The sequence below is a fragment of the Pseudomonas sp. GZD-222 genome, from assembly GCF_049310525.1.
Taxonomy (GTDB): domain Bacteria; phylum Pseudomonadota; class Gammaproteobacteria; order Pseudomonadales; family Pseudomonadaceae; genus Aquipseudomonas.
In genome coordinates this window covers 1-20,207 of sequence record NZ_JBMOWO010000013.1, presented here as the reverse complement: position 1 = coordinate 20,207, position 20,207 = coordinate 1, and the positions used below count along the sequence as shown (strand labels likewise).

Here is a 20,207-nt window from a genome sequence, read left to right as displayed (position 1 = left end):
GGCTGAGCATTCCTACTCCCTGTGGCTCTTCGGTGGTACGCTCTTTCCCCCCGCGATAGTGATCACTCGTAGCGCAAGGCGTACGCCGGCTCAACCTGCGAAGCCCGATAAGCCGGGTACAAGGTCGCCAGGAAACTCATCACCAGGCCAGCGCTGCAGATCAACGCCACATCGCCCCATTGCAGCTCCGAGGGCAGGCTGCTGATGAAGTACACATCCGAGGTGAAGATGTGCTGCCCACTGACCCGCTCCAGCCAGCCGACAATCTGGCTGACATTGATGGCCGCGATCACCCCGAGCACGCCACCGATCAAGGTGCCGACAATACCGATCAAGGTACCTTGCACCATGAAGGTCCCCATGATCTGCGCCGGGGTCGCGCCAATGGTACGCAGGATGGCGATGTCCGCGCCCTTGTCATTGACCACCATGATCAGCGTGGCAATGATGTTGAACGCCGCCACGGCGATGATCATCAGCAGCAACAGACCAATCATGGTCTTTTCCATTTTCATCGCACTGAACAGGCTGCCCTGCGTGTGCGACCAGTCATCTGCGCGATACGCCTCACCCAGGCCCGTGGCAATCGCCTTGGACGCCTGCGGCGCGGCGTACAGGTCATGGAGCTTGAGGCGCACGCCTTGCACCTGGCCCGGCTGCCAGCGCTGCATCTGCGCAGCATCGGCCATATGGATATAGGCCATGGAGCCATCCAGCTCGGCACCCACCTTGAACACCCCGACCACGTTCAGGCGCTGCATGCGCGGCGTGATACCGCCCGGGGCGCTGCTCACTTCCGGCACGATCAGGGTCAGCTTGTCACCGACGTTCAAGCGAAAACGCCGGGCGCTGATCTCACCGATCACCACGCCATATTCACCCGGCTCCAGTGCCTGCAGGCTCCCTTGGACAATATGCTGGCCAACAATCGAGACCTTACCCTCCTGGGCCGGGTCGATACCGCTGACCTGGATCGGCTGCATCGCCCCCTTGTAGGACAGCATGCCCTCCATCTCGGTGAGGGGCGCGGCAGCGATCACTTGCGGATTTTTCAGCGCGGCGTCGGCCACTGACCGCCAGTCATCCAGCGGCTGAACACCGAGAATGCTGGCATGGGGCACCATGCCGAGGATTCGCGAACTCATTTCACGCTGGAAACCGTTCATCACCGACAACACCACGATCATCGCCAGCACACCCAGGGACAGGCCGATCATCGAGGTCATGGAAATGAACGAGATGAAATGGTTGCGGCGCTTGGCGCGGGTGTAGCGCGCGCCGATGAAAATAGACAAGGGTCTGAACATGAACGAAAGCACCCAGGTAAAGAAAAGGAACAAGGTGCCCGACTAAGCCTGCGGGCACCCTGCACAGCCAGGTCAGATCGGTACCAGGTGCCCGTCTTCCAGACGCAATACACGGTCCATTTGCCGCGCCAGGTTGAGGTCATGGGTGACCACCAGGAAAGCTGTCTGCGACGAGCTGCTCAGCTCCTGCATCAGGTCCTGGATGCCTTGGGCGGTGTGATGGTCGAGGTTACCGGTCGGCTCGTCGAGCATCACCAGTCCCGGACGGTTGACCAGCGCACGGGCAATCGCCACCCGTTGGCGCTCGCCACCGGACAGCTCGGCCGGTTTGTGGCTCAGGCGATGACCCAGGCCTACCCGCTTGAGCAGTGCCTCGGCGCGTTCGCGGGCTTCCGGGATCGCCGTGCGACCGATCAGCAACGGCATGCACACGTTCTCCAGTGCGGTGAACTCCGGCAACAAGTGGTGGAACTGATAGACGAAGCCCAGCGCACGGTTGCGCAACAAACCACGGGCACGTTCGCCGAGGGCCGACAGTTCTTCGCCGGCCAGCCAGACGCTGCCCTCGGTCGGGGTATCGAGACCGCCCAAGAGGTTGAGCAAGGTACTTTTGCCTGACCCCGAACTGCCGACAATAGCCACCCGCTCACCGGGGTGCAGCTCCAGCTGCAAGCCGGACAACACCTGTACCGACTCCGGGCCTTCCTCGTAGGACTTGCCCAGGTTGCGGCAACTCAGCACTGCTTTATTACTCATGCCCAACTCACTCATAACGTAGCGCCTCCGCAGGCTGGGTGCGTGCCGCACGCCAGGCCGGATACAGGGTGGCGAGGAAACTCAGGACCAATGCCGCACCGCAGACCATCCACACATCCTCGGCCATGACCTGGGATGGCAGGTAGTCGATGAAGTAGACGTCGGCATTGAGGAACTTGTGTCCGATCAGGGCCTCGAGCCCGGCGATGGCTGCGCTGACATTCAGCGCCGCAGCAATGCCGACCACGCCGCCGATCAGGGTACCGACCACGCCGATCACCGTGCCCTGAACCATGAAGATGGCCATGATCTGCCCCGGAGTCGAACCCAGGGTGCGCAAGATGGCGATATCGCCCTTCTTGTCGTTGACCACCATCACCAGGGTGGAAATGATGTTGAACGCCGCCACCGCCACGATCAGCAGCAACAGCAGGCCGATCATGGCCTTCTCCATGCGGATCGCCTGGTACAGGTTGCCATGCGTACGGGTCCAGTCACGGGCATAGAACTCGCGGTCACCCAGCTTCTGGGCGATATCCCAGGTGGTGCGCGGCGCCTGGAACAGGTCGTCGAACTTCAGGCGCAGGCCCTGGACCTGGTCGGCTTTCCAGCGATGCAGACGCGACAGGTCCGACAGGTTGGTCAGCCCCAGGTAGCCGTCGATTTCACCAGCACCTACGTGGAAGATGCCGACCACGGTAAAGCGCTTCATGCGCGGGAACATGCCAGCCGGGGTCACCGTGACCTCCGGGGCGACGAAGGTCAGCTTGTCGCCGATGCCCACGCCCAGCTTGGTCGCAGCCTTGTCGCCGATCATGATGCCGAACTCACCCGGCGCCAGGGCGTCGAGTTTTCCTTCACGGATGAAGTTGTCGATGATCGAGACTTGCCGCTCCTGGGCCGGGTCGATGCCGTTGAGCAGCACCTTCTGCACCTTGCCCTCGTGAGTCAGCAGCCCCTGCATCTGGGTAAAGGGCGCCACCGCCACAACCTGCGGGTTCTGCTTTACTTGCTTGGCAAGGGCGGGCCAGTCGTTGATCGGCTGGCCGGTTTCCAGCGTGGCATGGGGCACCATGCCCAACACCCGGGTGCGCATTTCATGATCGAAACCGTTCATGACCGACAACACCACGATCATCACCACCACGCCCAGGGCGAGGCCGATCATCGAGGTCAGCGAAATGAACGAGACGAAGTGGTTGCGGCGCTTGGCACGGGTGTAACGCGTACCGATAAATACGAAGAGAGGTCTGAACATGTCGGGGCTTGTTCGGATGAAAGAGGAACGTCCTTGTGGCGGGGCTTGAATAGCAGCTTTACACTCAGACCACCGCCGCTACCATGGGTTCGCCATGTCGACACTAGATGAAGAAGATCGCCGCGAATACTACCGTATCGAGGATCGGATCGCACTGGAAATTAGCCCACTGAGCGCTGCTGAAGGCCTTGGCCCAGACTTATTGCAAGATGATTCACCACTTTTCAACCTGCTGAGCGAATTGCACCTGAGCGAATTCGAGTCCCAGCACCTGTTGCGCCAGCTCAGCGACAAGGATCGCACCCTGGCCGCCTTCCTCAAGGCCCAGAACAAACGAATCGACCTGCTCAGTGCCGTGGTTGCACAAACCCTGCTGGGGCAGCTCAGCGCCCCCCAGGCAGTGGTGCTGTCCGAAGGTGGTATCGAATTCAACCAGGCTCAGCCCATTGCTGCGGGTAGCCGGGTGGCGGTGAAAATGGTGCTGATGCCCCAGGCCCTGGGTTTGCTGCTGCGCGCCCGAGTCACCCACTGCGACCAGCAGGCCGACGGCCAGTACGAAATCGGCAGCGAATTTGTCGACATGACCGACGCCCAACGCCAGTTGCTGGCGCGCTACATCCTGCAACGACAGGCACAACAACGACGCCAGGCACTGGAACAGAACGCCCCGAGCGCTTCTTGAGTCTTACCTTTTCTTGAAGGAACAAACGTGACCCAGATTTACGGCCACCGTGGCGCCAAGGGCGAAGCCCCCGAAAACACCCTGACCAGCTTCCAGCAGTGCCTCAAGCACGGCGTGCGCCGCTGCGAACTGGACCTGCACCTGTCGGCTGACAACGAGCTGATGGTCATTCACGACCCGAGCCTCAAGCGCACCACCGGCCGACGCGGCAAGGTGGTCGAGCACGAAGCGGCGAACCTGGTGACTTACGATGCACGCGAAGGTGGCCCGGGCTGGGTATCGCCCTGCCCCATTCCACGGCTTGAAGAGCTGTTCGAAAAATGCGACTTCGATCACTGGCAACTGGAGGTCAAGAGTGCCTCGCGCACCCGTGCGGTGACCACCGTGCTGGCCATTCGCGAGATGGCCCAGCAGTTCGGCCTGCTCGACAAGATCACCATCACCTCAAGCTCTCGGGAAGTGCTGGGTGCAGCCCTTGAGCTGACGCCGGATATTTCCCGCGGACTGGTCGCCGAGTACGCCTGGCTCGACCCATTGAAGGTCGCCCAGAACTATGGCTGCAACTTGCTCGCACTGAACTGGACACTGTGCACCCCTGAGCGCCTGATCAAGGCCCAGCGCCAGGGTTTGCACGTGTCGGTGTGGACAGTCAACGAGCCGGCGCTGATGCGCAGGCTCGCCGACTTCGGCGTAGACAGCCTGATTACAGACTTTCCCGGTTTGGCCAGCGCCACCCTCGAGAATCGCTGAAATCGGTCTCCCCGGCCGGCTCAGGCCACCGGCCGGAGCCGCTCAAAAAAGCCGGTTGAGGCCGTCGTAGGCCGCTACCCGATAGGCTTCAGCCATGGTCGGGTAGTTGAAGGTGGTGTTGACGAAGTACTTCAGGGTATTGCGCTCACCCGGCTGATCCATGATCGCCTGACCGATGTGGACAATCTCCGACGCCTGATAGCCGAAGCAGTGCACGCCGAGAATTTCCAGGGTCTCACGGTGGAACAGGATCTTCAGCATGCCTTGCGGCTCACCGGCGATCTGCGCCCGTGCCATGCCTTTGAAGAAGGCCTTGCCGACTTCGTAAGGCACCTTGGCCTGGGTCAGTTCCTGCTCGTTCTTGCCGATCGAGCTGATCTCCGGAATGGTGTAGATACCGGTCGGTACATCGTTGACGAAGCGCCAGCTGCCATTGTCGACGATGCTGCCAGCGGCCGAGCGGCCCTGGTCGTGCGCAGCACTGGCCAGGCTCGGCCAGCCGATCACGTCGCCAGCGCCATAGATGTTCGGCACGTGGGTACGGTAGTTCTCGTCGACTTCGATCTGGCCACGGCTGTTGACCTTGATGCCGATGTTTTCCAGCCCCAGCTTGTCGGTGTTGCCGGTACGGCCGTTACACCAGAGCAAGGCGTCGGCCTTGATCTTCTTGCCCGATTTCAGGTGCAGGATCACACCGTTATCCAGGCCTTCGACACGCTCGTACTCTTCGTTGTGGCGAACGGTGATGTTGTTGTTGCTGAAGTGGTAGCTCAACGCCTGGGATATTTCCGAGTCGAGGAAGCTCAGCAACTGACCACGGTTGTCCACCAGCTCCACCAGCACGCCCAGGCCACTGAAGATCGAGGCATATTCGCAACCGATCACACCGGCGCCGTAAACGATCAGTTTGCGCGGGGTGTGGCCGAGGCTGAGGATAGTGTCGCTATCGTAGATGCGCGGATGATGGAAATCGATATCGGCCGGGCGATACGGACGCGAACCGGTGGCGATGATGATGTGCTTGGCCACCAGCTTCTCGACCACGCCGTTGGCGCAGACGACTTCAATGGTCTGCTCGTCGGCAAAGCTGCCGGTGCCAAAGAACACATCGACCCGGTTACGTGCGTAGTAACCGGTGCGCGAGGCGACCTGCTTGGAGATCACCTTCTCGGCGCTTTTCAGCACGTCTGGGAAAGAGAACCAGCGCGGCTCACCAATGGCCCGGAACATCGGGTTGGTGTTGAACTGCATGATCTGGCGCACCGAGTGACGCAGGGCCTTGGACGGGATGGTGCCCAGGTGGGTGCAGTTACCGCCGACCTGGCGACGGCTATCGACCATCGCCACCTTGCGTCCTGCTTTGGCAGCATTCATTGCCGCCCCTTCTCCTGCGGGGCCGGAACCCAGCACCACTACGTCGTAGTTGTAGACAGCCATGCGTACTCCTTCAGAACAGGCCCGCTCGCCACGCCGGCGATCGGGGCTAGATCATGTCGCCAGCGGCGCCATGAAAAATTCGGGTGCAGTCTAATCAAGCTTGAACGCCGCGCACATTAACCCTTGGTCGCGTCGTAGGCTATTTTTCTCTGCACTACATGTCATTTGCGCACACCTGTAGGAGCGGATTCATCCGCGATGGGGCGCGAAGCGGCCCCGGATCGGGAATCGAGAATCGGGGCGACGTTGTCGCCCAATCGAGGATAAATCCGCTCCTACAGCATCAGATGTTCGAACGCCGGGGTGCTACGAGAGACGAAGCCGTCGGCGACCCGGGTCACGAACACCGCAGCGATCTGGTGTTTGAGTGCAAAATCCCAGCCCTGCTGCGGCCCGAGGACCAACAACAAGGTCGAGTACCCGTCAGCCATCAAGGTCGAGCGATCAAATACCGTCACTGCAGCCAGGTCGTGTTTCACCGGCCTGCCCAGCCGCGCATCGAAGGTGTGCGAATAGCGCTGGCCATTCTCCTCGAAATAATTGCGATAGTCACCGGAGGTAGAAACACCAAAACCATCCACGGTTAACACTTGCTGGGCGATCTGGCGATCTTCGCGGGGTAATTCCACAGCCACTTTCCAACTGCTGCCATCGGGTTTTCGCCCCACCGCCTTGAGCTCACCCGTGGCTTCGACCAGCAAATCCGCGACTCCCAGGGTTTGCAGACGCTCCACCAGGAGGTCTACGGCATGCCCTGCGGCAATGCTATTGAAGTCCACTTCCACCGGCGCATCCTTGCACAGCTGCTCGCCCACTATGCGCAAATGCCCATGCCCGACACGCTGACGGGCCCTGGCCAACGCCTGTTCGCTGGGCACCTTTTCCATTCTCGACTGCGGACCGAAGCCCCACAGATCGAGCAACGGTTCAACGGTCAGGTCGAACGCGCCGTCGCTTTGCTGCGACAACTGCTCGCCGACACGCACCAGTTCCAGCACATCCGCCGGCATCGGCTGACAGCTGTTGGCAGGCAAGCGGTTGAAGGTTTCGATGAGCGAGTCGCTACGGTAGGTGGAAAAGCGCTTGTCGACGCCCTCGAGAATAGCCTCCACCTCACGTCTGACCTGTTCCGGTGCCGGCCCTTGCGGCGTGCGCACGTACTGCACGGTGTAACTGCTGCCCATGGTCGGGCCGCTGATACGTTCAAGCGTATTGCCCTGCCCACAGCCGATCAGGCTCACCAGCACACTCACCAGCAACACGTTGCGCATTTGTCCTCCTGTAAAATCCGGGCAAAAAAAACGGGAACCCTGAGGTTCCCGTCTTTCACAACCAAGCCAAGTTTAGCGTGGGAAAGCTGGCGGGTTTACACCGGCCATGTCTTCCATCACGCGCACTACCTGGCAGCTGTAACCGAATTCGTTGTCGTACCAGACGTACAGGACAACACGGTTATCGTTGCAGATGGTGGCTTCGGCATCGACCACACCGGCGTGGCGCGAGCCAACGAAGTCGGTGGATACCACTTCCTGCGAGCTGACGTAATCGATCTGCTTGTGCAGATCCGAGTGCATGGCCATCTGGCGCAGGTACTCGTTGATTTCTTCGCGGTTGGTGGCCTTTTCCAGATTCAGGTTGAGGATGGCCATCGACACGTTCGGCGTAGGAACACGAATCGCGTTACCGGTCAGCTTACCCTTGAGCACTGGCAGCGCCTTGGCGGCTGCGGTGGCTGCACCGGTCTCGGTGATAACCATGTTCAGCGGCGCGGCACGGCCACGACGGCTGCCCTTGTGGAAGTTGTCGATCAGGTTCTGGTCGTTGGTGAACGAGTGAACGGTTTCAACGTGGCCGTTAACGATGCCGTACTTGTCATTGACAGCCTTCAGCACCGGCACGATGGCGTTGGTGGTGCAGGAAGCGGCCGAGATGATCTTGTCGTCAGCGGTGATTTCGCCGTGGTTGATGCCGTGCACGATGTTCTTCAGCGCGCCTTTGCCAGGTGCGGTGAGGATTACGCGGGCAGCGCCCGGGCAGGCCAGGTGCTGGCCCAGGCCGTCGGCGTCGCGCCATACACCGGTGTTATCGACAATCAGCGCGTTCTCGATGCCGTACTGGGTGTAGTCGACTTCGCTCGGGCTCTTGGCGTAGATAACCTGGATCAGGTTGCCGTTGGCGGTGATGGTGTTGTGTTCTTCGTCGATGGTGATGGTGCCATCGAACGGGCCGTGAACCGAGTCACGACGCAGCAGGCTGGCACGCTTGACCAGATCGTTCTCGGCGCCTTTGCGCACGACGATGGCGCGCAGACGCAGGCCGTCGCCACCACCGGTTTTTTCGATCAGGATACGCGCCAGCAGGCGGCCGATACGGCCGAAACCGTAGAGAACAACGTCGGTGCCTTTACGCGCCGAAGCGTTCTGCTGGCCAACCACGTCAGCCATTTCTTCACGCACGAACTGCTCGGCGCTACGGCCGTTGCCTTCTTGCTTGAACTTGTTGGCCAGCTTGCCCAGGTCGACCGAAGCGGCGCCCAGTTTCAGCTCGCTCATGGCTTTGAGCAGCGGGAATGTCTCGTGGACAGAGAGTTCGGTTTCATCGGTTTGGCGATGACGAGCAAAGCGGTGCGCTTTGAGGATCGAGATCACCGAACGGTTGATCAGGCTGCGGCCATAGATCGAGCTCACCACATTGTTATTGCGGTAGAGCTGACCGATAAGCGGGATCATCGCTTCTGCAAGTGCTTCACGATCAATCCACTCACCAAGACACTGGTCGGGCTTCTGAGTCACGGGAACCTTCCACATGTAGGGACAGAAAAAAGGGGCTACATTATGACGCCCCGCAGCCCATCGAGCAATGAGCGCCTGTCGCCGCTCTGTCACTACATGTATTTAGGCTGCGCAAACCTGACAGCACGGGCCTCTGACCGGTACAATTGGCGTCTTTGTCGCAACGCTTGGAGCTCGACCTCCCGTGCCTGTTCTGCGTCTACCGCACCTGCCGGCCACTGCCGGCAAACAAACCTGGGGCAACCTGCCGGGCGCCGCCCTGAGCCTGGCCATTGCCGAAGCCGCCAGCGCTGCCAAGCGCTTTACCCTGCTCCTGACCGCCGACAGCCAGAGCGCTGACCGGCTCGAACAGGAACTGCGCTTTTTCGCGCCCGAGCTGCCGGTGCTGCCGTTCCCCGACTGGGAAACGTTGCCCTACGACCTGTTCTCGCCGCACCAGGACATCATCTCCCAGCGCATCTCCAGCCTGTACCGGCTGCCGGAGCTGGATCACGGCATTCTCGTGGTACCGATCACCACCGCCCTGCACCGCCTGGCACCGACCCGTTTCCTGCTGGGTAGCAGCCTGGTGCTGGACATCGGCCAGAAGCTCGACGTCGAGCAGATGCGCACGCGCCTGGAGGCGAGCGGCTATCGCTGTGTCGACACGGTCTACGAGCATGGCGAGTTTGCCGTGCGCGGTGCGCTGATCGACCTGTTCCCGATGGGCAGCAAGCTGCCCTACCGGATCGACTTGTTCGACGATGAGATCGAGACCCTGCGCACCTTCGACCCGGAGACCCAGCGCTCGATCGACAAGGTCGACTCGGTTCGCCTGCTGCCAGCTCGTGAGTTTCCGCTGCAAAAAGACGCGGTAACGCGCTTCAAGGCACGCTTTCGCGAGCGTTTCGACGTCGACTTCCGCCGTTGCCCGATCTTCCAGGACCTGTCCAGCGGCATTACTCCAGCCGGTATCGAGTACTACCTGCCGCTGTTTTTCGAAGACACTTCGACCCTGTTCGACTATCTGCCCCAGGACACCCAGGTGTTCTCTTTGCCGGGCGTCGAGCAGGCCGCCGAGCACTTCTGGAGCGATGTGCGCAACCGCTATGAAGAGCGGCGCATCGATCCGTCACGCCCCCTGCTGCCACCGGCCGAACTGTTCATGCCGGTGGAAGACTGCTTTGCCCGCCTCAAGAGCTGGCCGCGGGTGGTCGTCAGCCAGGATGATGTCGACAGCGGCGGCGGCCGCGAGCGCTTCCCGGCCCAGACCTTGCCGAACCTTGCCATCGAAGCCAAGGCCAATCAGCCGCTGGCGGCACTCTCGGGTTTTCTCGAGCAGTTCCCCGGCCGCGTGCTGTTCACCGCCGAGTCCGCGGGTCGCCGCGAGGTCTTGCTGGAGCTGCTCGAACGTTTGAAGCTGCGCCCGCAAACCGTCGACAGCTGGAGCGCGTTCGTCGCCGGTAAAGAGCGCTTGGCCATCACCATCGCGCCCCTGGACGAAGGCCTGCTGCTGGACGACCCGGCCATCGCCCTGGTTGCCGAAAGCCCGTTGTTCGGCCAGCGGGTCATGCAGCGTCGGCGCCGCGACAAACGCAGCGACGCCAACAACGATGCGGTGATCAAGAACCTCACCGAATTGCGCGAAGGCGCGCCGGTGGTGCATATCGACCACGGCGTAGGCCGCTACCTGGGCCTGGCGACCCTCGAGATCGACAACCAGGCCGCCGAATTTCTCACCCTGGAATACGCCGAGGGCGCCAAGCTCTACGTGCCGGTGGCCAACCTGCACCTGATTGCCCGCTACACCGGCAGCGATGACGCCCTGGCGCCGCTGCACCGCCTCGGCTCCGAGGCCTGGCAGAAAGCCAAGCGCAAGGCCGCCGAACAGGTTCGCGACGTGGCGGCCGAATTGCTCGATATCTATGCCCGCCGTGCGGCGCGCAAAGGTTATGCCTTCGCCGACCCGTCGGTTGACTACGCCACGTTCAGCGCCGGCTTCCCGTTCGAAGAAACGCCCGATCAGCAAAGCGCCATCGAAGCCGTACGCGAAGACATGCTGGCAGCCAAGCCGATGGACCGCCTGGTCTGCGGCGATGTCGGCTTCGGCAAGACCGAAGTGGCCATGCGCGCGGCCTTCATTGCCGTGCACGGTGGTCGCCAGGTGGCCATCCTGGTGCCGACCACCCTGCTCGCCCAGCAGCACTACAACAGTTTCCGCGACCGCTTTGCCGACTGGCCGGTGACCGTCGAAGTGATGAGCCGCTTCAAGTCGCCCAAGGAAGTCGCCGCCGCCGTTGCAGATCTGGCCGAGGGCAAAATCGACATCGTCATCGGCACCCACAAGTTGTTGCAGGACGACGTCAAGATCAAGGACCTGGGTCTGGTGATCATCGACGAAGAGCACCGTTTTGGCGTACGCCAGAAAGAACAGCTCAAAGCGTTGCGCAGCGAGGTGGATATCCTCACCCTGACCGCCACGCCAATCCCGCGCACCCTGAATATGGCCGTGGCCGGCATGCGCGACCTGTCGATCATCGCCACCCCGCCGGCACGCCGGCTGTCGGTGCGCACCTTCGTCATGGAGCAAAACAAGAGCACGGTCAAAGAAGCGCTGCTGCGTGAGCTACTGCGCGGCGGCCAGGTCTATTACCTGCACAACGACGTGAAGAGCATCGAGAAATGCGCCGCCGACCTCGCCGAACTGGTGCCCGAAGCGCGGATCGCTATCGGCCACGGGCAAATGCGCGAGCGTGAACTCGAACAGGTGATGAGCGACTTCTACCACAAGCGCTTCAACGTCCTGATCGCCTCGACCATCATCGAGACCGGCATCGACGTGCCCAGCGCCAACACCATTATCATCGAGCGCGCCGACAAGTTCGGCCTGGCCCAGTTGCACCAGCTGCGCGGCCGGGTTGGACGCAGTCACCACCAGGCCTACGCCTACCTGCTCACGCCGCCGCGCCAACAGATCACCCCGGACGCCGAGAAGCGCCTGGAGGCAATCGCCAACACCCAGGACCTGGGCGCCGGTTTCGTCCTGGCCACCAACGACCTGGAAATTCGTGGCGCCGGCGAACTGCTCGGCGAAGGCCAGAGCGGGCAGATCCAGGCGGTCGGTTTCACCCTGTACATGGAAATGCTCGAGCGCGCGGTCAAGGCCATTCGCAAGGGCACCCAGCCGAACCTCGACCAGCCGCTGGGCGGCGGCCCGGAAATCAACCTGCGCCTGCCGGCACTGATTCCCGAAGACTACTTGCCGGACGTGCACGCTCGCCTGATCCTGTACAAGCGCATCGCCTCGGCGGTGGACGAAGACGGCCTCAAGGACCTGCAGGTGGAGATGATCGACCGCTTCGGCCTGCTGCCCGAGCCGACCAAAAACCTGGTGCGCCTGACCCTGCTCAAACTGCAGGCAGAAAAGCTCGGCATCAAGAAAGTCGATGCCGGCCCCAACGGCGGCAAGATCGAGTTCGAAGCCGAGACTCCAGTCGACCCACTGGCGTTGATCAAACTGATTCAGGGCCAGCCCAAGCGCTACAAGTTCGAAGGTGCCACCCAGTTCAAGTTCATGGTGCCGATGGAGCGCCCGGAAGAACGTTTCAATAACCTCGAGGCGCTGTTCGAGCGCCTGACCCCACAATCTGCGTGAAGGAAGTTCCATGCGTGTAATGCGTAACCTGACCCTGCTGCTGGCGCTGATTGCCCCGGCAGCCTTTGCCGATGGCTCCTACCAGGTTGAAATGATCCTGGTAAGGCAGAACGCCGTGCCGGCAATTACCACCCCGACCACCGAAGACTGGCGCAACGGCGCCGCGCTCGTCGCCGAGGGTGACGTGCGCCAACCGGCAATGAATGAGGAGGCCGCCAAGCTCGCGGCCGACCCGCAGTACACCGTGCTGCTGCACAAGGCCTGGAAACAGGACGCCGGCACGGTGGCGATCAGCGACGGCAAGGAACACTTCGGCCAGTTCCCCATCGCGGGCAACCTGTCCCTCAAGGAAGAACGTTTCATCGCCGTGGATGCCAACTTCTGGGTCAACCAGTTCGACGGCAATGGCAGCGTGATCCAGAGCGAAGCGTTCAAGCAGAGCAACAGCAACATCAAAAGCGGCGAACTGACCTTCCTCGACGGCGGCCACCTGGCCCTGCTGCTCAAGGTTACAGCCAACCGGCCGGTCAGCGCCCCCGCTGCGCCCGCGGAGTTGATGGAGCAGTAGCCCGATGTCTAACGATGGTCTTGCCCCGACACCTCACCTGATCCTGGGCAGCCACGAGTTCAGCGCCTACGTGCCGCAAACCGGCCGGATGCAGCGTCAGCACCAGCACCGGGCGGCACTGTCATTCAACTATGACGGCATTCGCGCCAGCGGCAGGCAAATCAAGGAAGTCAGCCGCCTGGACGGCACCAGCAGCCAACGCCTCAAGCGCCACACCGAGGCGGAAAGCCAGATCCGCCAAACCCTTCAGCACCTGGGCTTCAAGGTCGCCACCCGACAAAGCAAAGCCTTGCCGGAAAGCGCTGGCGACTTGCTGGAGCTGGCTTCCGAAGCGGCCTGGCTGCGCTTCATGCTCAACGATCTACCCACCCTGCGCGAGCAAGGCTGGGAAATCGAGTTCACCGATGACTTCGCCTTCAACCTCGCCGAAGTTGACGATTGGTATGCGCACATCGACGAAGCCAGCGGCCGCGACTGGTTCGATCTGGAGCTGGGCATCGAAGTCAATGGCCAGCGCCTGAGCCTGCTGCCGATCCTGCTCAACGTGCTGCGCAGCCATCCGGAACTGCTCAACCCGGCGCAACTGCACAAGCGCCGCGATGATGAGCAACTGCTGGTACAGATTCCCGCCCCCGCCGGCGAAGCACGACGCAACCTGCAAGTGGCGCTACCGTACGGGCGCCTCAAGCCGGTGCTGGCAACCCTCGGCGACTTCTACCTGCGTGACCCCGGTGACACCAGTGTGCGCGTACCAACGCTGGACGCCACGCGCCTCAATGCTCTGGAGGAGCTGCCGCTGAGCTGGCAAGGCGGCGAGCAGGTTCGCGGCCTGGGCGAACGCCTGCGTGACATCCGCCTGCAGCCGACAGAGGTCCCCACTGGCCTCAACGCGACACTGCGCGCCTATCAGCTTGAAGGCCTGAGCTGGATGCAGGCCCTGCGCGAGCTGGAAGTCGGCGGCATCCTCGCCGATGACATGGGCCTGGGTAAAACCCTGCAGACCCTTGCCCACCTGCTCACGGAAAAGAATGCCGGACGCCTGACCCGTCCCGCCATGGTAGTGATGCCCACCAGCCTGATCCCCAACTGGCAAGACGAGGCAGCGCGCTTCGCCCCTGACCTGCGGGTTCTGGCGCTGCAGGGCATCGGTCGGCGCAAGCACTTTGACAAGCTGCAGGATTACGACCTGCTGCTGACCACCTATGCCCTGCTACCCAAGGACCTCGAACACTTCAAAGGTCTGATGCTGCATATACTGATCCTCGATGAGGCGCAGTACATCAAAAGCCCGAACAGCAAAGCCGCCCAGGCCGCGCGCCAGCTCCAAGCCCGCCAACGCCTGTGCCTGAGCGGCACGCCGCTGGAGAATCACCTGGGCGAACTGTGGTCGCTGTTTCACTTCCTGCTACCCGGCTGGCTGGGCGATGCCAAGGCCTTCAATCGTGACTATCGGGTACCGATCGAGCGCCAGGGCAACGACGAGCGCTTGCAACACCTCAATGCGCGGATCAAGCCCTTCCTGCTCAGGCGCACCAAGGAACAGGTTGCCACCGAGCTGCCGGCCAAGACCGAGATGATCCATTGGGTCGATCTCAGCGACGCCCAGCGCGATGTCTACGAGACCATGCGCCTGGCCATGGATCAAAAGGTGCGCGCCGAAATCACCCGCAAGGGGGTGGCGCGCAGCCAGATCATCATCCTTGAAGCCCTGCTCAAGCTGCGCCAGGTCTGCTGCGACTTGCGCCTGATCAACAGCCAGGCCTCAACCGCGCGCGGTGCCCACTCGGGCAAGCTGGCGAGCCTGATGGAAATGCTTGAGGAGCTGCTCGCTGAAGGACGGCGGGTGCTGTTGTTCTCGCAATTCACCAGCATGTTGCGACTGATCGAAGCCGAACTGCAGCAGCGTGCCATCGCCTATGCGCTGTTGACGGGTGAAACCCGCGATCGCCGGGCGCCGGTGCAAGACTTCCAGAGCGGTCAACTGCAGATATTCCTCATCAGCCTCAAGGCCGGCGGCGTGGGTTTGAACCTGACCGCCGCCGACACCGTGATCCACTACGACCCGTGGTGGAACCCGGCAGCCGAAAACCAGGCTACCGACCGTGCTTACCGCATCGGTCAGGAGAAGCCGGTGTTTGTGTACAAGATGATTACTCGCGGCACGGTGGAAGAGAAGATCCAGCAGTTGCAGCAGGAGAAGTCAGCGCTGGCGGCCGGGGTACTGGATGGGCGTCAGGCGGGGGATTGGCGTTTGGCGGCGGAAGATATTGATGCGTTGTTTGCACCATTACCCGGCAAGCGCAAGGTTTCGAAAGCGGGTTGAAACCATCGCGGGGCAAGCCCGCTCCCACAAAGTAGTGAGAGTGGGCTTGCCCGGCGAAATCAGTCGACCAACTGAGCTTCTTTCAAAGCCCCAAGCGCTTCCAGCCAACGCGGCTGCTGGCGATAATCCGTACGCGCAAAGCCCTGACCGCGCATCTGCGCAATGCGTGTCGACGGCTTGACCTTCAGGCGCTGCGCCGCCGTCAATGCCAATTCGGCAGCGGCCCGGTCATTACACACCAGGCCCATATCGCACCCGGCGCTCAACGCCGCCTCGATACGGCTGGCCGCATCACCCACCACATGGGCGCCCGCCATCGACAGGTCATCACTGAAGATCACGCCATCAAAGCCCAGCTCACCGCGCAGGATGTCCTGCAACCAGCGACGGGAGAAACCCGCGGGTTGATTGTCGACCTGCGGATAGATCACGTGCGCAGGCATCACCGCTGCCAGCTGACCACTGAGGCGTGCAAAGGGCACCAGATCGACTGCGCGAATCTGTTCCAGACTGCGTTCGTCAGTGGGAATGGCGACATGGGAGTCAGCCTCGGCCCAGCCATGGCCTGGGAAGTGCTTGCCGCATGCTGCCATGCCTGCAGCGTTCATTCCTCGAATAAAGGCACCCGCCAGGGCTGTAGCGCGCTGCGGATCACCTTCGAAAGCACGGCTGCCGACCACAGCACTGCGCTGGTGGTCCAGGTCCAGGACCGGGGCGAAACTCAGGTCCAGGCCGACCGCCAGCACCTCGGTAGCCATCAGCCAACCGCACTGCTCGGCCAGGTATTCGGCGTTGTCGTTGTCGGCAATCGCGCGCATCGCCGGCAACCGCACAAAGCCCTGACGCAGACGCTGGACCCGACCGCCCTCCTGGTCCACCGCCAGGATCAGGTCCGGACGAATCGCACGAATCGAGGCTGTCAGCTCACGCACCTGGCGCGGGCATTCGATGTTGCGGGCAAAGATGATCAGGCCGGCCACTTCGGGCTGGCGCAAAAGCTGGCGATCTTCGGCGGTCAGCCAGGTACCGGCGATGTCCACCATCAGGGAGCCTTGCAGGCTAGCACTCATAATTGATCCTTCAGTTGACGCTGATGTGAGCCCATTGGGGGCACGCGGCTTCATCGATCTGCACCGGGCAATGCACCGGCACCTGGTCGAACAGGCTGAGCAGATCGGCGTTGCGCAGGCGTACGCAGCCATGGGACAACGGCACGCCCATAGGTTCACTATCGGGCGTGCCATGCAGGTAGATATAACGACGGAAGGTGTCGACCGGCCCCAGACGATTGAAGCCTGGCTCGCAACCGCTGAGCCAGAGAATGCGCGTGAGGATCCAGTCGCGACCGGGAAATTGTGCATGCAGCTCGGCGGACCAGGTCTCGCCGGTCCAGCGTCGGCCACGCAGTACTGCACCTTGCGGCAGGCCTGCACCGATCTTGGCGCGCACCTGATGACGACCCCGCGGTGTGCAGCCCGAGCCATTGACCTCACCGGCGCCATTGCGCGCGGTGGAAACCGCCAGGCGCAGGCGCAACTGCCCCCGGGCGAACCCGTAGAGGCATTGATCAGCGAGAGAAATGTGCAGGAAATCGAGACTGGCCATGGGGCGCTAGCTTAGCCGATGCGGCTCGCTGCGCCCAGCCTCAGGCCTTGGCGGCCATCGCGGTGCTCGAAGACTTGCTGCGCGGTCGCAGTTGCGCGGCGGCCATCGCTTCATCGGTGACCCCGCTGTCAGCGCGCATGCCAGCAGCGAGGAACGGCACCATCAGGCGCATGACCTGCTCGATCGAGGTGTTGATACCGAAGTCAGTCTCGGCAATGGCACGCAACGCCTTGATACCGGACATGCTGAACGCCGCGGCACCAAGCATGAAGTGCACACGCCAGAACAGTTCGATGGGAGGAATGCGAGGCGCAGCTTCGTTGACCAGCAGCATGTAACGGCGGAACACCTTGCCGTACATGTCTTCCAGATAACGCCGCAGGTGACCCTGGCTCTGACTGAAGGCCAGGCCCAGCAAACGCATGAAGATCGACAGGTCGTTACCACTGCGCGGCTGCACCACCATCGCCTGTTCGACCAGCATCTCCAGCAGCTCTTCAAGGCTTGGCTTTTGCTCAGGACGGGCCTGACGACGCTCCAGCTCACGCTCGAGACTGGCACAGAAAGGACCAAGGAAACGTGAGAAGACCGCCTGGATCAGCGCCTTCTTGGAACCGAAATGGTAGTTCACCGCCGCCAGGTTGACGCCGGCCTTGCTGGTGATCAGCCGCAATGAGGTTTCGGCAAAACCTTTTTCCGCGAACAACTGCTCGGCAGCATCGAGAATGCGTTCAACGGTTTCCGACTGGGCCATGACTACTCCGCCTGACAAACACTTGTTTGAAACATACGTTTCAAAGCGGTGATTTGTCAAGCCTGCGCGGCCGTTTTGCGTCTATACGGTCACCTATTAAATCACAGCTGCAGGCCGCACGCTGCAAGGACATCCGCAGCTGCCGCCGGGTTTTCTTGCAGCGTGATGCTTGCAGCTTGCCACCCACTGTATATAATCCCAGTCACTGTATAAAAAGACAGAGCGATCGACATGCTAAAACTGACGCCACGCCAAGCTGAGATTCTGGCTTTTATCAAGCGCTGCCTGGAAGACAACGGCTTCCCGCCGACCCGTGCGGAAATCGCCCAGGAGCTGGGCTTCAAGTCGCCCAACGCTGCCGAGGAACACCTCAAGGCCCTGGCCCGCAAGGGCGCGATCGAGATGACCCCGGGCGCCTCGCGCGGCATCCGCATCCCTGGCCTTGAAGCCAAGGCCGAAGACAGTGGCCTGCCGATCATCGGTCGTGTCGCTGCCGGTGCACCGATCCTTGCCCAGCAGCACATCGAGGAGTCCTGCAACATCAACCCGGCCTTCTTCCATCCCCGCGCCGACTACCTGCTGCGCGTTCACGGCATGAGCATGAAGGACGTCGGTATCGTCGATGGCGACCTGCTTGCCGTACACACCTGCCGTGAAGCCCGTAATGGCCAGATCGTAGTTGCCCGCCTGGGTGACGAGGTGACGGTCAAGCGCTTCCAGCGCGAAGGCAGCAAAGTCTGGCTGATTGCTGAAAACCCCGAGTTCGCCCCCATCGAAGTCAACCTGAAAGAGCAGGAGCTGGTGATCGAGGGCTTGAGTGTCGGCGTCATTCGCCGATAAAGGAGGCGTCATGCAGTTTCCCCCCGCGTCACAGAACGTACCGCAGCAAGCCCAATTGCCGCTGTTCGAAGCATTCCTGGCCCAGCCAGTTCTGCCCGGACTGAAAGCCGCCAAGCCTGCGCCGCACCCTGGCGCCGCCCAGGTGTTCAGCGAGCTGTCCTTCCGTGGTGCGCTGGGTAACTGCCAGAGCCTGCTGGCCCCGATGCTGCGTGAGCTGAGCGAGTTGAGCGAAGAACAGGACGCCCGCTGGCTGACCCTGATCGCCCCACCCGTCAGCCTGACTCAAGCATGGCTGCGCGAAGCCGGCCTGAACCGCGAACGCATCCTGTTGCTGCAACCACGCGGCAACCAGAGCGCCCTGCAACTGGCCTGTGAAGCGCTGCGCCTGGGTCGCAGCCATACCGTGGTCAGCTGGCTGAGCATCGTCAGCAGCAGTGCCCGCCAGCAATTGAGCAACGCTGCCCGCATGGGAGACGCACAAAGCCTGAACATCCGCCTTGGCTGATATTCAGGATAAACAGGGGTTGGTTTCGCCAGGCTTCCTCAGGACGAAGAAGCCACGCAGGGCGATCAGTGCAGGACGCGCGGCCCTTCGTCTCGCTCGACTTCGCCTTCTACCAGCTTGCCGGCCATCTGCACGCCAACACTGAGCATGGCCTTGGCCACTTCCACGTGCTGACCTTGCAGGAAAGCCTTGGCGTCCTCGGAGAAATCCAGGGTTACCAGGGAGCCTTCGTCCTCGGCACGGCGCAGCTCGATCCGGCCATCAGGCAACTCGACAATTTCTAGAAAGGACGTTGGCATACAGGGCAGTTCTCCACGAAAGGCCAGCATTGTACCAGCGAGTGCCGCAATCAGCACTCACTCAAGCCTTCGCGAAAACGAACGGTCAGTCCCTTGAGATTCTGACGCCAGCTCTCCAGTTCTTCCCGCGAAAGCGCTGGCGCCTCGGGCTCATCAAGGCTCACGGCCTGAATCAATGGCTGGGTAACGTCGGTTTTTGCGGCTTTTTTCGCGACCGGCGGTCGGAACAAATCGGCATAAGCGCTTAACAGTTGCGCCAACCAGGTTTCCCGCTGCTCAGCCAATTCGACCAGCTCGGCCATCTCGGGAATCGCCACAGCCTCCAGCACTTCACGGGTCAGCAGTAGCTCTGCACGTGGCGCGCCGGCCTGCGGCAAGCGGTAAAAGCCGGCAATTTCGTGACACAAGCCCAGCAGCGCACCGTACAGGTGAAACAGCGCCGACTCACGCTCGGCCTGAATCAAGGCCTGGGCGTTCATCGCGCGGCTTTCCTGCGCCTTGCCCATGGCTTCGAGGGCCAGGCCTGCGAAGTAAATTTTCTGGTTGGTACGGGTGTAGAGTTCCTGGGCCATCTGAGTGCCCTCCGAAAGGCTGCAAGGCGGTCTGTGAATTTACACCATTGCAGGCCTGAAAAGCATCGCGGGGGGAGGCCCATCCCACAAACCGGCAACGCGGGGACGGGGGTTTCTCCCCCTTT

18 protein-coding genes are annotated in these 20,207 nt (G+C 61.8%); 7 read left to right on the top strand and 11 right to left on the bottom strand.

Annotated features, from left to right (window positions below; genetic code table 11):
- Positions 1–62: 62 nt before the first annotated feature.
- The 3 genes from ACO6VD_RS02190 to ACO6VD_RS02180 form a co-directional block, all read right to left on the bottom strand.
- Positions 63–1,307 carry a lipoprotein-releasing ABC transporter permease subunit gene (locus tag ACO6VD_RS02190; protein ID WP_422416717.1) on the bottom strand — a complete coding sequence of 415 codons (1,245 nt, stop codon included), beginning with the start codon at positions 1,305–1,307 and terminating at the stop codon, positions 63–65.
- A gap of 72 nt (positions 1,308–1,379) precedes the next feature.
- Entirely contained in the window at positions 1,380–2,063 is a 684-nt protein-coding gene (gene lolD / locus ACO6VD_RS02185) for a lipoprotein-releasing ABC transporter ATP-binding protein LolD (RefSeq protein WP_400173051.1), read from the bottom strand.
- Positions 2,064–2,070: 7 nt separating this feature from the next.
- Positions 2,071–3,321 carry a lipoprotein-releasing ABC transporter permease subunit gene (locus ACO6VD_RS02180; protein ID WP_422416715.1) on the bottom strand — a complete coding sequence of 417 codons (1,251 nt, stop codon included), beginning with the start codon at positions 3,319–3,321 and terminating at the stop codon, positions 2,071–2,073.
- Positions 3,322–3,415: 94 nt separating this feature from the next.
- Between ACO6VD_RS02180 and ACO6VD_RS02175 the strand changes: the two genes are divergently transcribed.
- Together ACO6VD_RS02175 and ACO6VD_RS02170 are read left to right on the top strand one after the other, a co-directional pair.
- Complete coding sequence (locus ACO6VD_RS02175; protein WP_422416713.1) at positions 3,416–4,003, top strand: PilZ domain-containing protein; 588 nt, start codon at positions 3,416–3,418, stop codon at positions 4,001–4,003.
- Positions 4,004–4,030: 27 nt separating this feature from the next.
- Positions 4,031–4,753 (top strand): glycerophosphodiester phosphodiesterase, encoded by a 723-nt coding sequence (locus ACO6VD_RS02170; RefSeq protein WP_400173048.1) that lies wholly within the window; start codon positions 4,031–4,033, stop codon positions 4,751–4,753.
- A gap of 42 nt (positions 4,754–4,795) precedes the next feature.
- Here the strand turns inward: ACO6VD_RS02170 and sthA are convergent, their stop codons facing one another.
- The 3 genes from sthA to ACO6VD_RS02155 all read right to left on the bottom strand — a co-directional run bounded on the left by sthA (position 4,796) and on the right by ACO6VD_RS02155 (position 8,997).
- Positions 4,796–6,190 (bottom strand): Si-specific NAD(P)(+) transhydrogenase, encoded by a 1,395-nt coding sequence (gene sthA, locus ACO6VD_RS02165; protein ID WP_197875899.1) that lies wholly within the window; start codon positions 6,188–6,190, stop codon positions 4,796–4,798.
- A gap of 275 nt (positions 6,191–6,465) precedes the next feature.
- A complete protein-coding gene (locus tag ACO6VD_RS02160; RefSeq protein ID WP_422416710.1) occupies positions 6,466–7,461 on the bottom strand; it encodes an FAD:protein FMN transferase in 996 nt (331 codons plus the stop codon).
- Positions 7,462–7,533: 72 nt separating this feature from the next.
- A complete protein-coding gene (locus ACO6VD_RS02155) occupies positions 7,534–8,997 on the bottom strand; it encodes a glyceraldehyde-3-phosphate dehydrogenase (protein WP_332806671.1) in 1,464 nt (487 codons plus the stop codon).
- Between the two features lie 169 nt (positions 8,998–9,166).
- Between ACO6VD_RS02155 and mfd the strand changes: the two genes are divergently transcribed.
- From mfd to ACO6VD_RS02140, 3 genes are read left to right on the top strand one after another with little or no spacing between them, the layout of a single operon-like run.
- A complete protein-coding gene (mfd, locus tag ACO6VD_RS02150) occupies positions 9,167–12,616 on the top strand; it encodes a transcription-repair coupling factor (protein ID WP_400173046.1) in 3,450 nt (1,149 codons plus the stop codon).
- A 10-nt stretch (positions 12,617–12,626) separates the two neighbouring features.
- Positions 12,627–13,184, top strand: a complete 558-nt coding sequence (locus ACO6VD_RS02145; protein ID WP_422416707.1) for a CsiV family protein — start codon at positions 12,627–12,629, stop codon at positions 13,182–13,184.
- A 4-nt stretch (positions 13,185–13,188) separates the two neighbouring features.
- Positions 13,189–15,507 carry a DEAD/DEAH box helicase gene (locus ACO6VD_RS02140; RefSeq protein ID WP_422416705.1) on the top strand — a complete coding sequence of 773 codons (2,319 nt, stop codon included), beginning with the start codon at positions 13,189–13,191 and terminating at the stop codon, positions 15,505–15,507.
- A 59-nt stretch (positions 15,508–15,566) separates the two neighbouring features.
- Here ACO6VD_RS02140 and nagZ read toward each other — a convergent pair whose 3' ends face one another.
- From nagZ to ACO6VD_RS02125, 3 genes are read right to left on the bottom strand one after another with little or no spacing between them, the layout of a single operon-like run.
- The gene (nagZ, locus tag ACO6VD_RS02135) at positions 15,567–16,565 is read right to left on the bottom strand and encodes a beta-N-acetylhexosaminidase (protein ID WP_422416719.1); all 999 of its coding nucleotides are present in this window, start codon (positions 16,563–16,565) and stop codon (positions 15,567–15,569) included.
- 22 nt (positions 16,566–16,587) lie between these two features.
- Positions 16,588–17,112 (bottom strand): L,D-transpeptidase family protein, encoded by a 525-nt coding sequence (locus tag ACO6VD_RS02130; RefSeq protein WP_400173042.1) that lies wholly within the window; start codon positions 17,110–17,112, stop codon positions 16,588–16,590.
- Between the two features lie 40 nt (positions 17,113–17,152).
- Complete coding sequence (locus ACO6VD_RS02125; RefSeq protein WP_422416703.1) at positions 17,153–17,866, bottom strand: TetR family transcriptional regulator; 714 nt, start codon at positions 17,864–17,866, stop codon at positions 17,153–17,155.
- 231 nt (positions 17,867–18,097) lie between these two features.
- On the opposite strand from ACO6VD_RS02125, the gene lexA reads away from it, so the two are divergent.
- Together lexA and sulA are read left to right on the top strand one after the other, a co-directional pair.
- Entirely contained in the window at positions 18,098–18,706 is a 609-nt protein-coding gene (gene lexA / locus ACO6VD_RS02120; protein WP_422416702.1) for a transcriptional repressor LexA, read from the top strand.
- 10 nt (positions 18,707–18,716) lie between these two features.
- Entirely contained in the window at positions 18,717–19,211 is a 495-nt protein-coding gene (gene sulA, locus ACO6VD_RS02115; protein ID WP_422416700.1) for an SOS-induced cell division inhibitor SulA, read from the top strand.
- Between the two features lie 65 nt (positions 19,212–19,276).
- Here sulA and ACO6VD_RS02110 read toward each other — a convergent pair whose 3' ends face one another.
- Together ACO6VD_RS02110 and ACO6VD_RS02105 are read right to left on the bottom strand one after the other, a co-directional pair.
- Positions 19,277–19,510, bottom strand: a complete 234-nt coding sequence (locus tag ACO6VD_RS02110) for a hypothetical protein (RefSeq protein ID WP_400173038.1) — start codon at positions 19,508–19,510, stop codon at positions 19,277–19,279.
- 50 nt (positions 19,511–19,560) lie between these two features.
- A complete protein-coding gene (locus ACO6VD_RS02105; RefSeq protein WP_422416698.1) occupies positions 19,561–20,082 on the bottom strand; it encodes a DUF6586 family protein in 522 nt (173 codons plus the stop codon).
- Positions 20,083–20,207 lie beyond the last annotated feature (125 nt).

What these genes read in the sequence shown, in the direction of transcription:
- ACO6VD_RS02155 (WP_332806671.1), bottom strand. Translation starts at nt 8,997, where the DNA reads ATGTGGAAGGTTCCCGTGACTCAGAAGCCCGACCAGTGTCTTGGTGAG.
- lexA (WP_422416702.1), top strand. Translation starts at nt 18,098, where the DNA reads ATGCTAAAACTGACGCCACGCCAAGCTGAGATTCTGGCTTTTATCAAG.
- lolD (WP_400173051.1), bottom strand. Translation starts at nt 2,063, where the DNA reads ATGAGTAATAAAGCAGTGCTGAGTTGCCGCAACCTGGGCAAGTCCTAC.
- ACO6VD_RS02180 (WP_422416715.1), bottom strand. Translation starts at nt 3,321, where the DNA reads ATGTTCAGACCTCTCTTCGTATTTATCGGTACGCGTTACACCCGTGCC.
- ACO6VD_RS02145 (WP_422416707.1), top strand. Translation starts at nt 12,627, where the DNA reads ATGCGTGTAATGCGTAACCTGACCCTGCTGCTGGCGCTGATTGCCCCG.
- ACO6VD_RS02125 (WP_422416703.1), bottom strand. Translation starts at nt 17,866, where the DNA reads ATGGCCCAGTCGGAAACCGTTGAACGCATTCTCGATGCTGCCGAGCAG.
- ACO6VD_RS02110 (WP_400173038.1), bottom strand. Translation starts at nt 19,510, where the DNA reads ATGCCAACGTCCTTTCTAGAAATTGTCGAGTTGCCTGATGGCCGGATC.
- ACO6VD_RS02140 (WP_422416705.1), top strand. Translation starts at nt 13,189, where the DNA reads ATGTCTAACGATGGTCTTGCCCCGACACCTCACCTGATCCTGGGCAGC.
- ACO6VD_RS02190 (WP_422416717.1), bottom strand. Translation starts at nt 1,307, where the DNA reads ATGTTCAGACCCTTGTCTATTTTCATCGGCGCGCGCTACACCCGCGCC.
- sthA (WP_197875899.1), bottom strand. Translation starts at nt 6,190, where the DNA reads ATGGCTGTCTACAACTACGACGTAGTGGTGCTGGGTTCCGGCCCCGCA.
- ACO6VD_RS02130 (WP_400173042.1), bottom strand. Translation starts at nt 17,112, where the DNA reads ATGGCCAGTCTCGATTTCCTGCACATTTCTCTCGCTGATCAATGCCTC.
- sulA (WP_422416700.1), top strand. Translation starts at nt 18,717, where the DNA reads ATGCAGTTTCCCCCCGCGTCACAGAACGTACCGCAGCAAGCCCAATTG.
- ACO6VD_RS02175 (WP_422416713.1), top strand. Translation starts at nt 3,416, where the DNA reads ATGTCGACACTAGATGAAGAAGATCGCCGCGAATACTACCGTATCGAG.
- ACO6VD_RS02105 (WP_422416698.1), bottom strand. Translation starts at nt 20,082, where the DNA reads ATGGCCCAGGAACTCTACACCCGTACCAACCAGAAAATTTACTTCGCA.
- ACO6VD_RS02160 (WP_422416710.1), bottom strand. Translation starts at nt 7,461, where the DNA reads ATGCGCAACGTGTTGCTGGTGAGTGTGCTGGTGAGCCTGATCGGCTGT.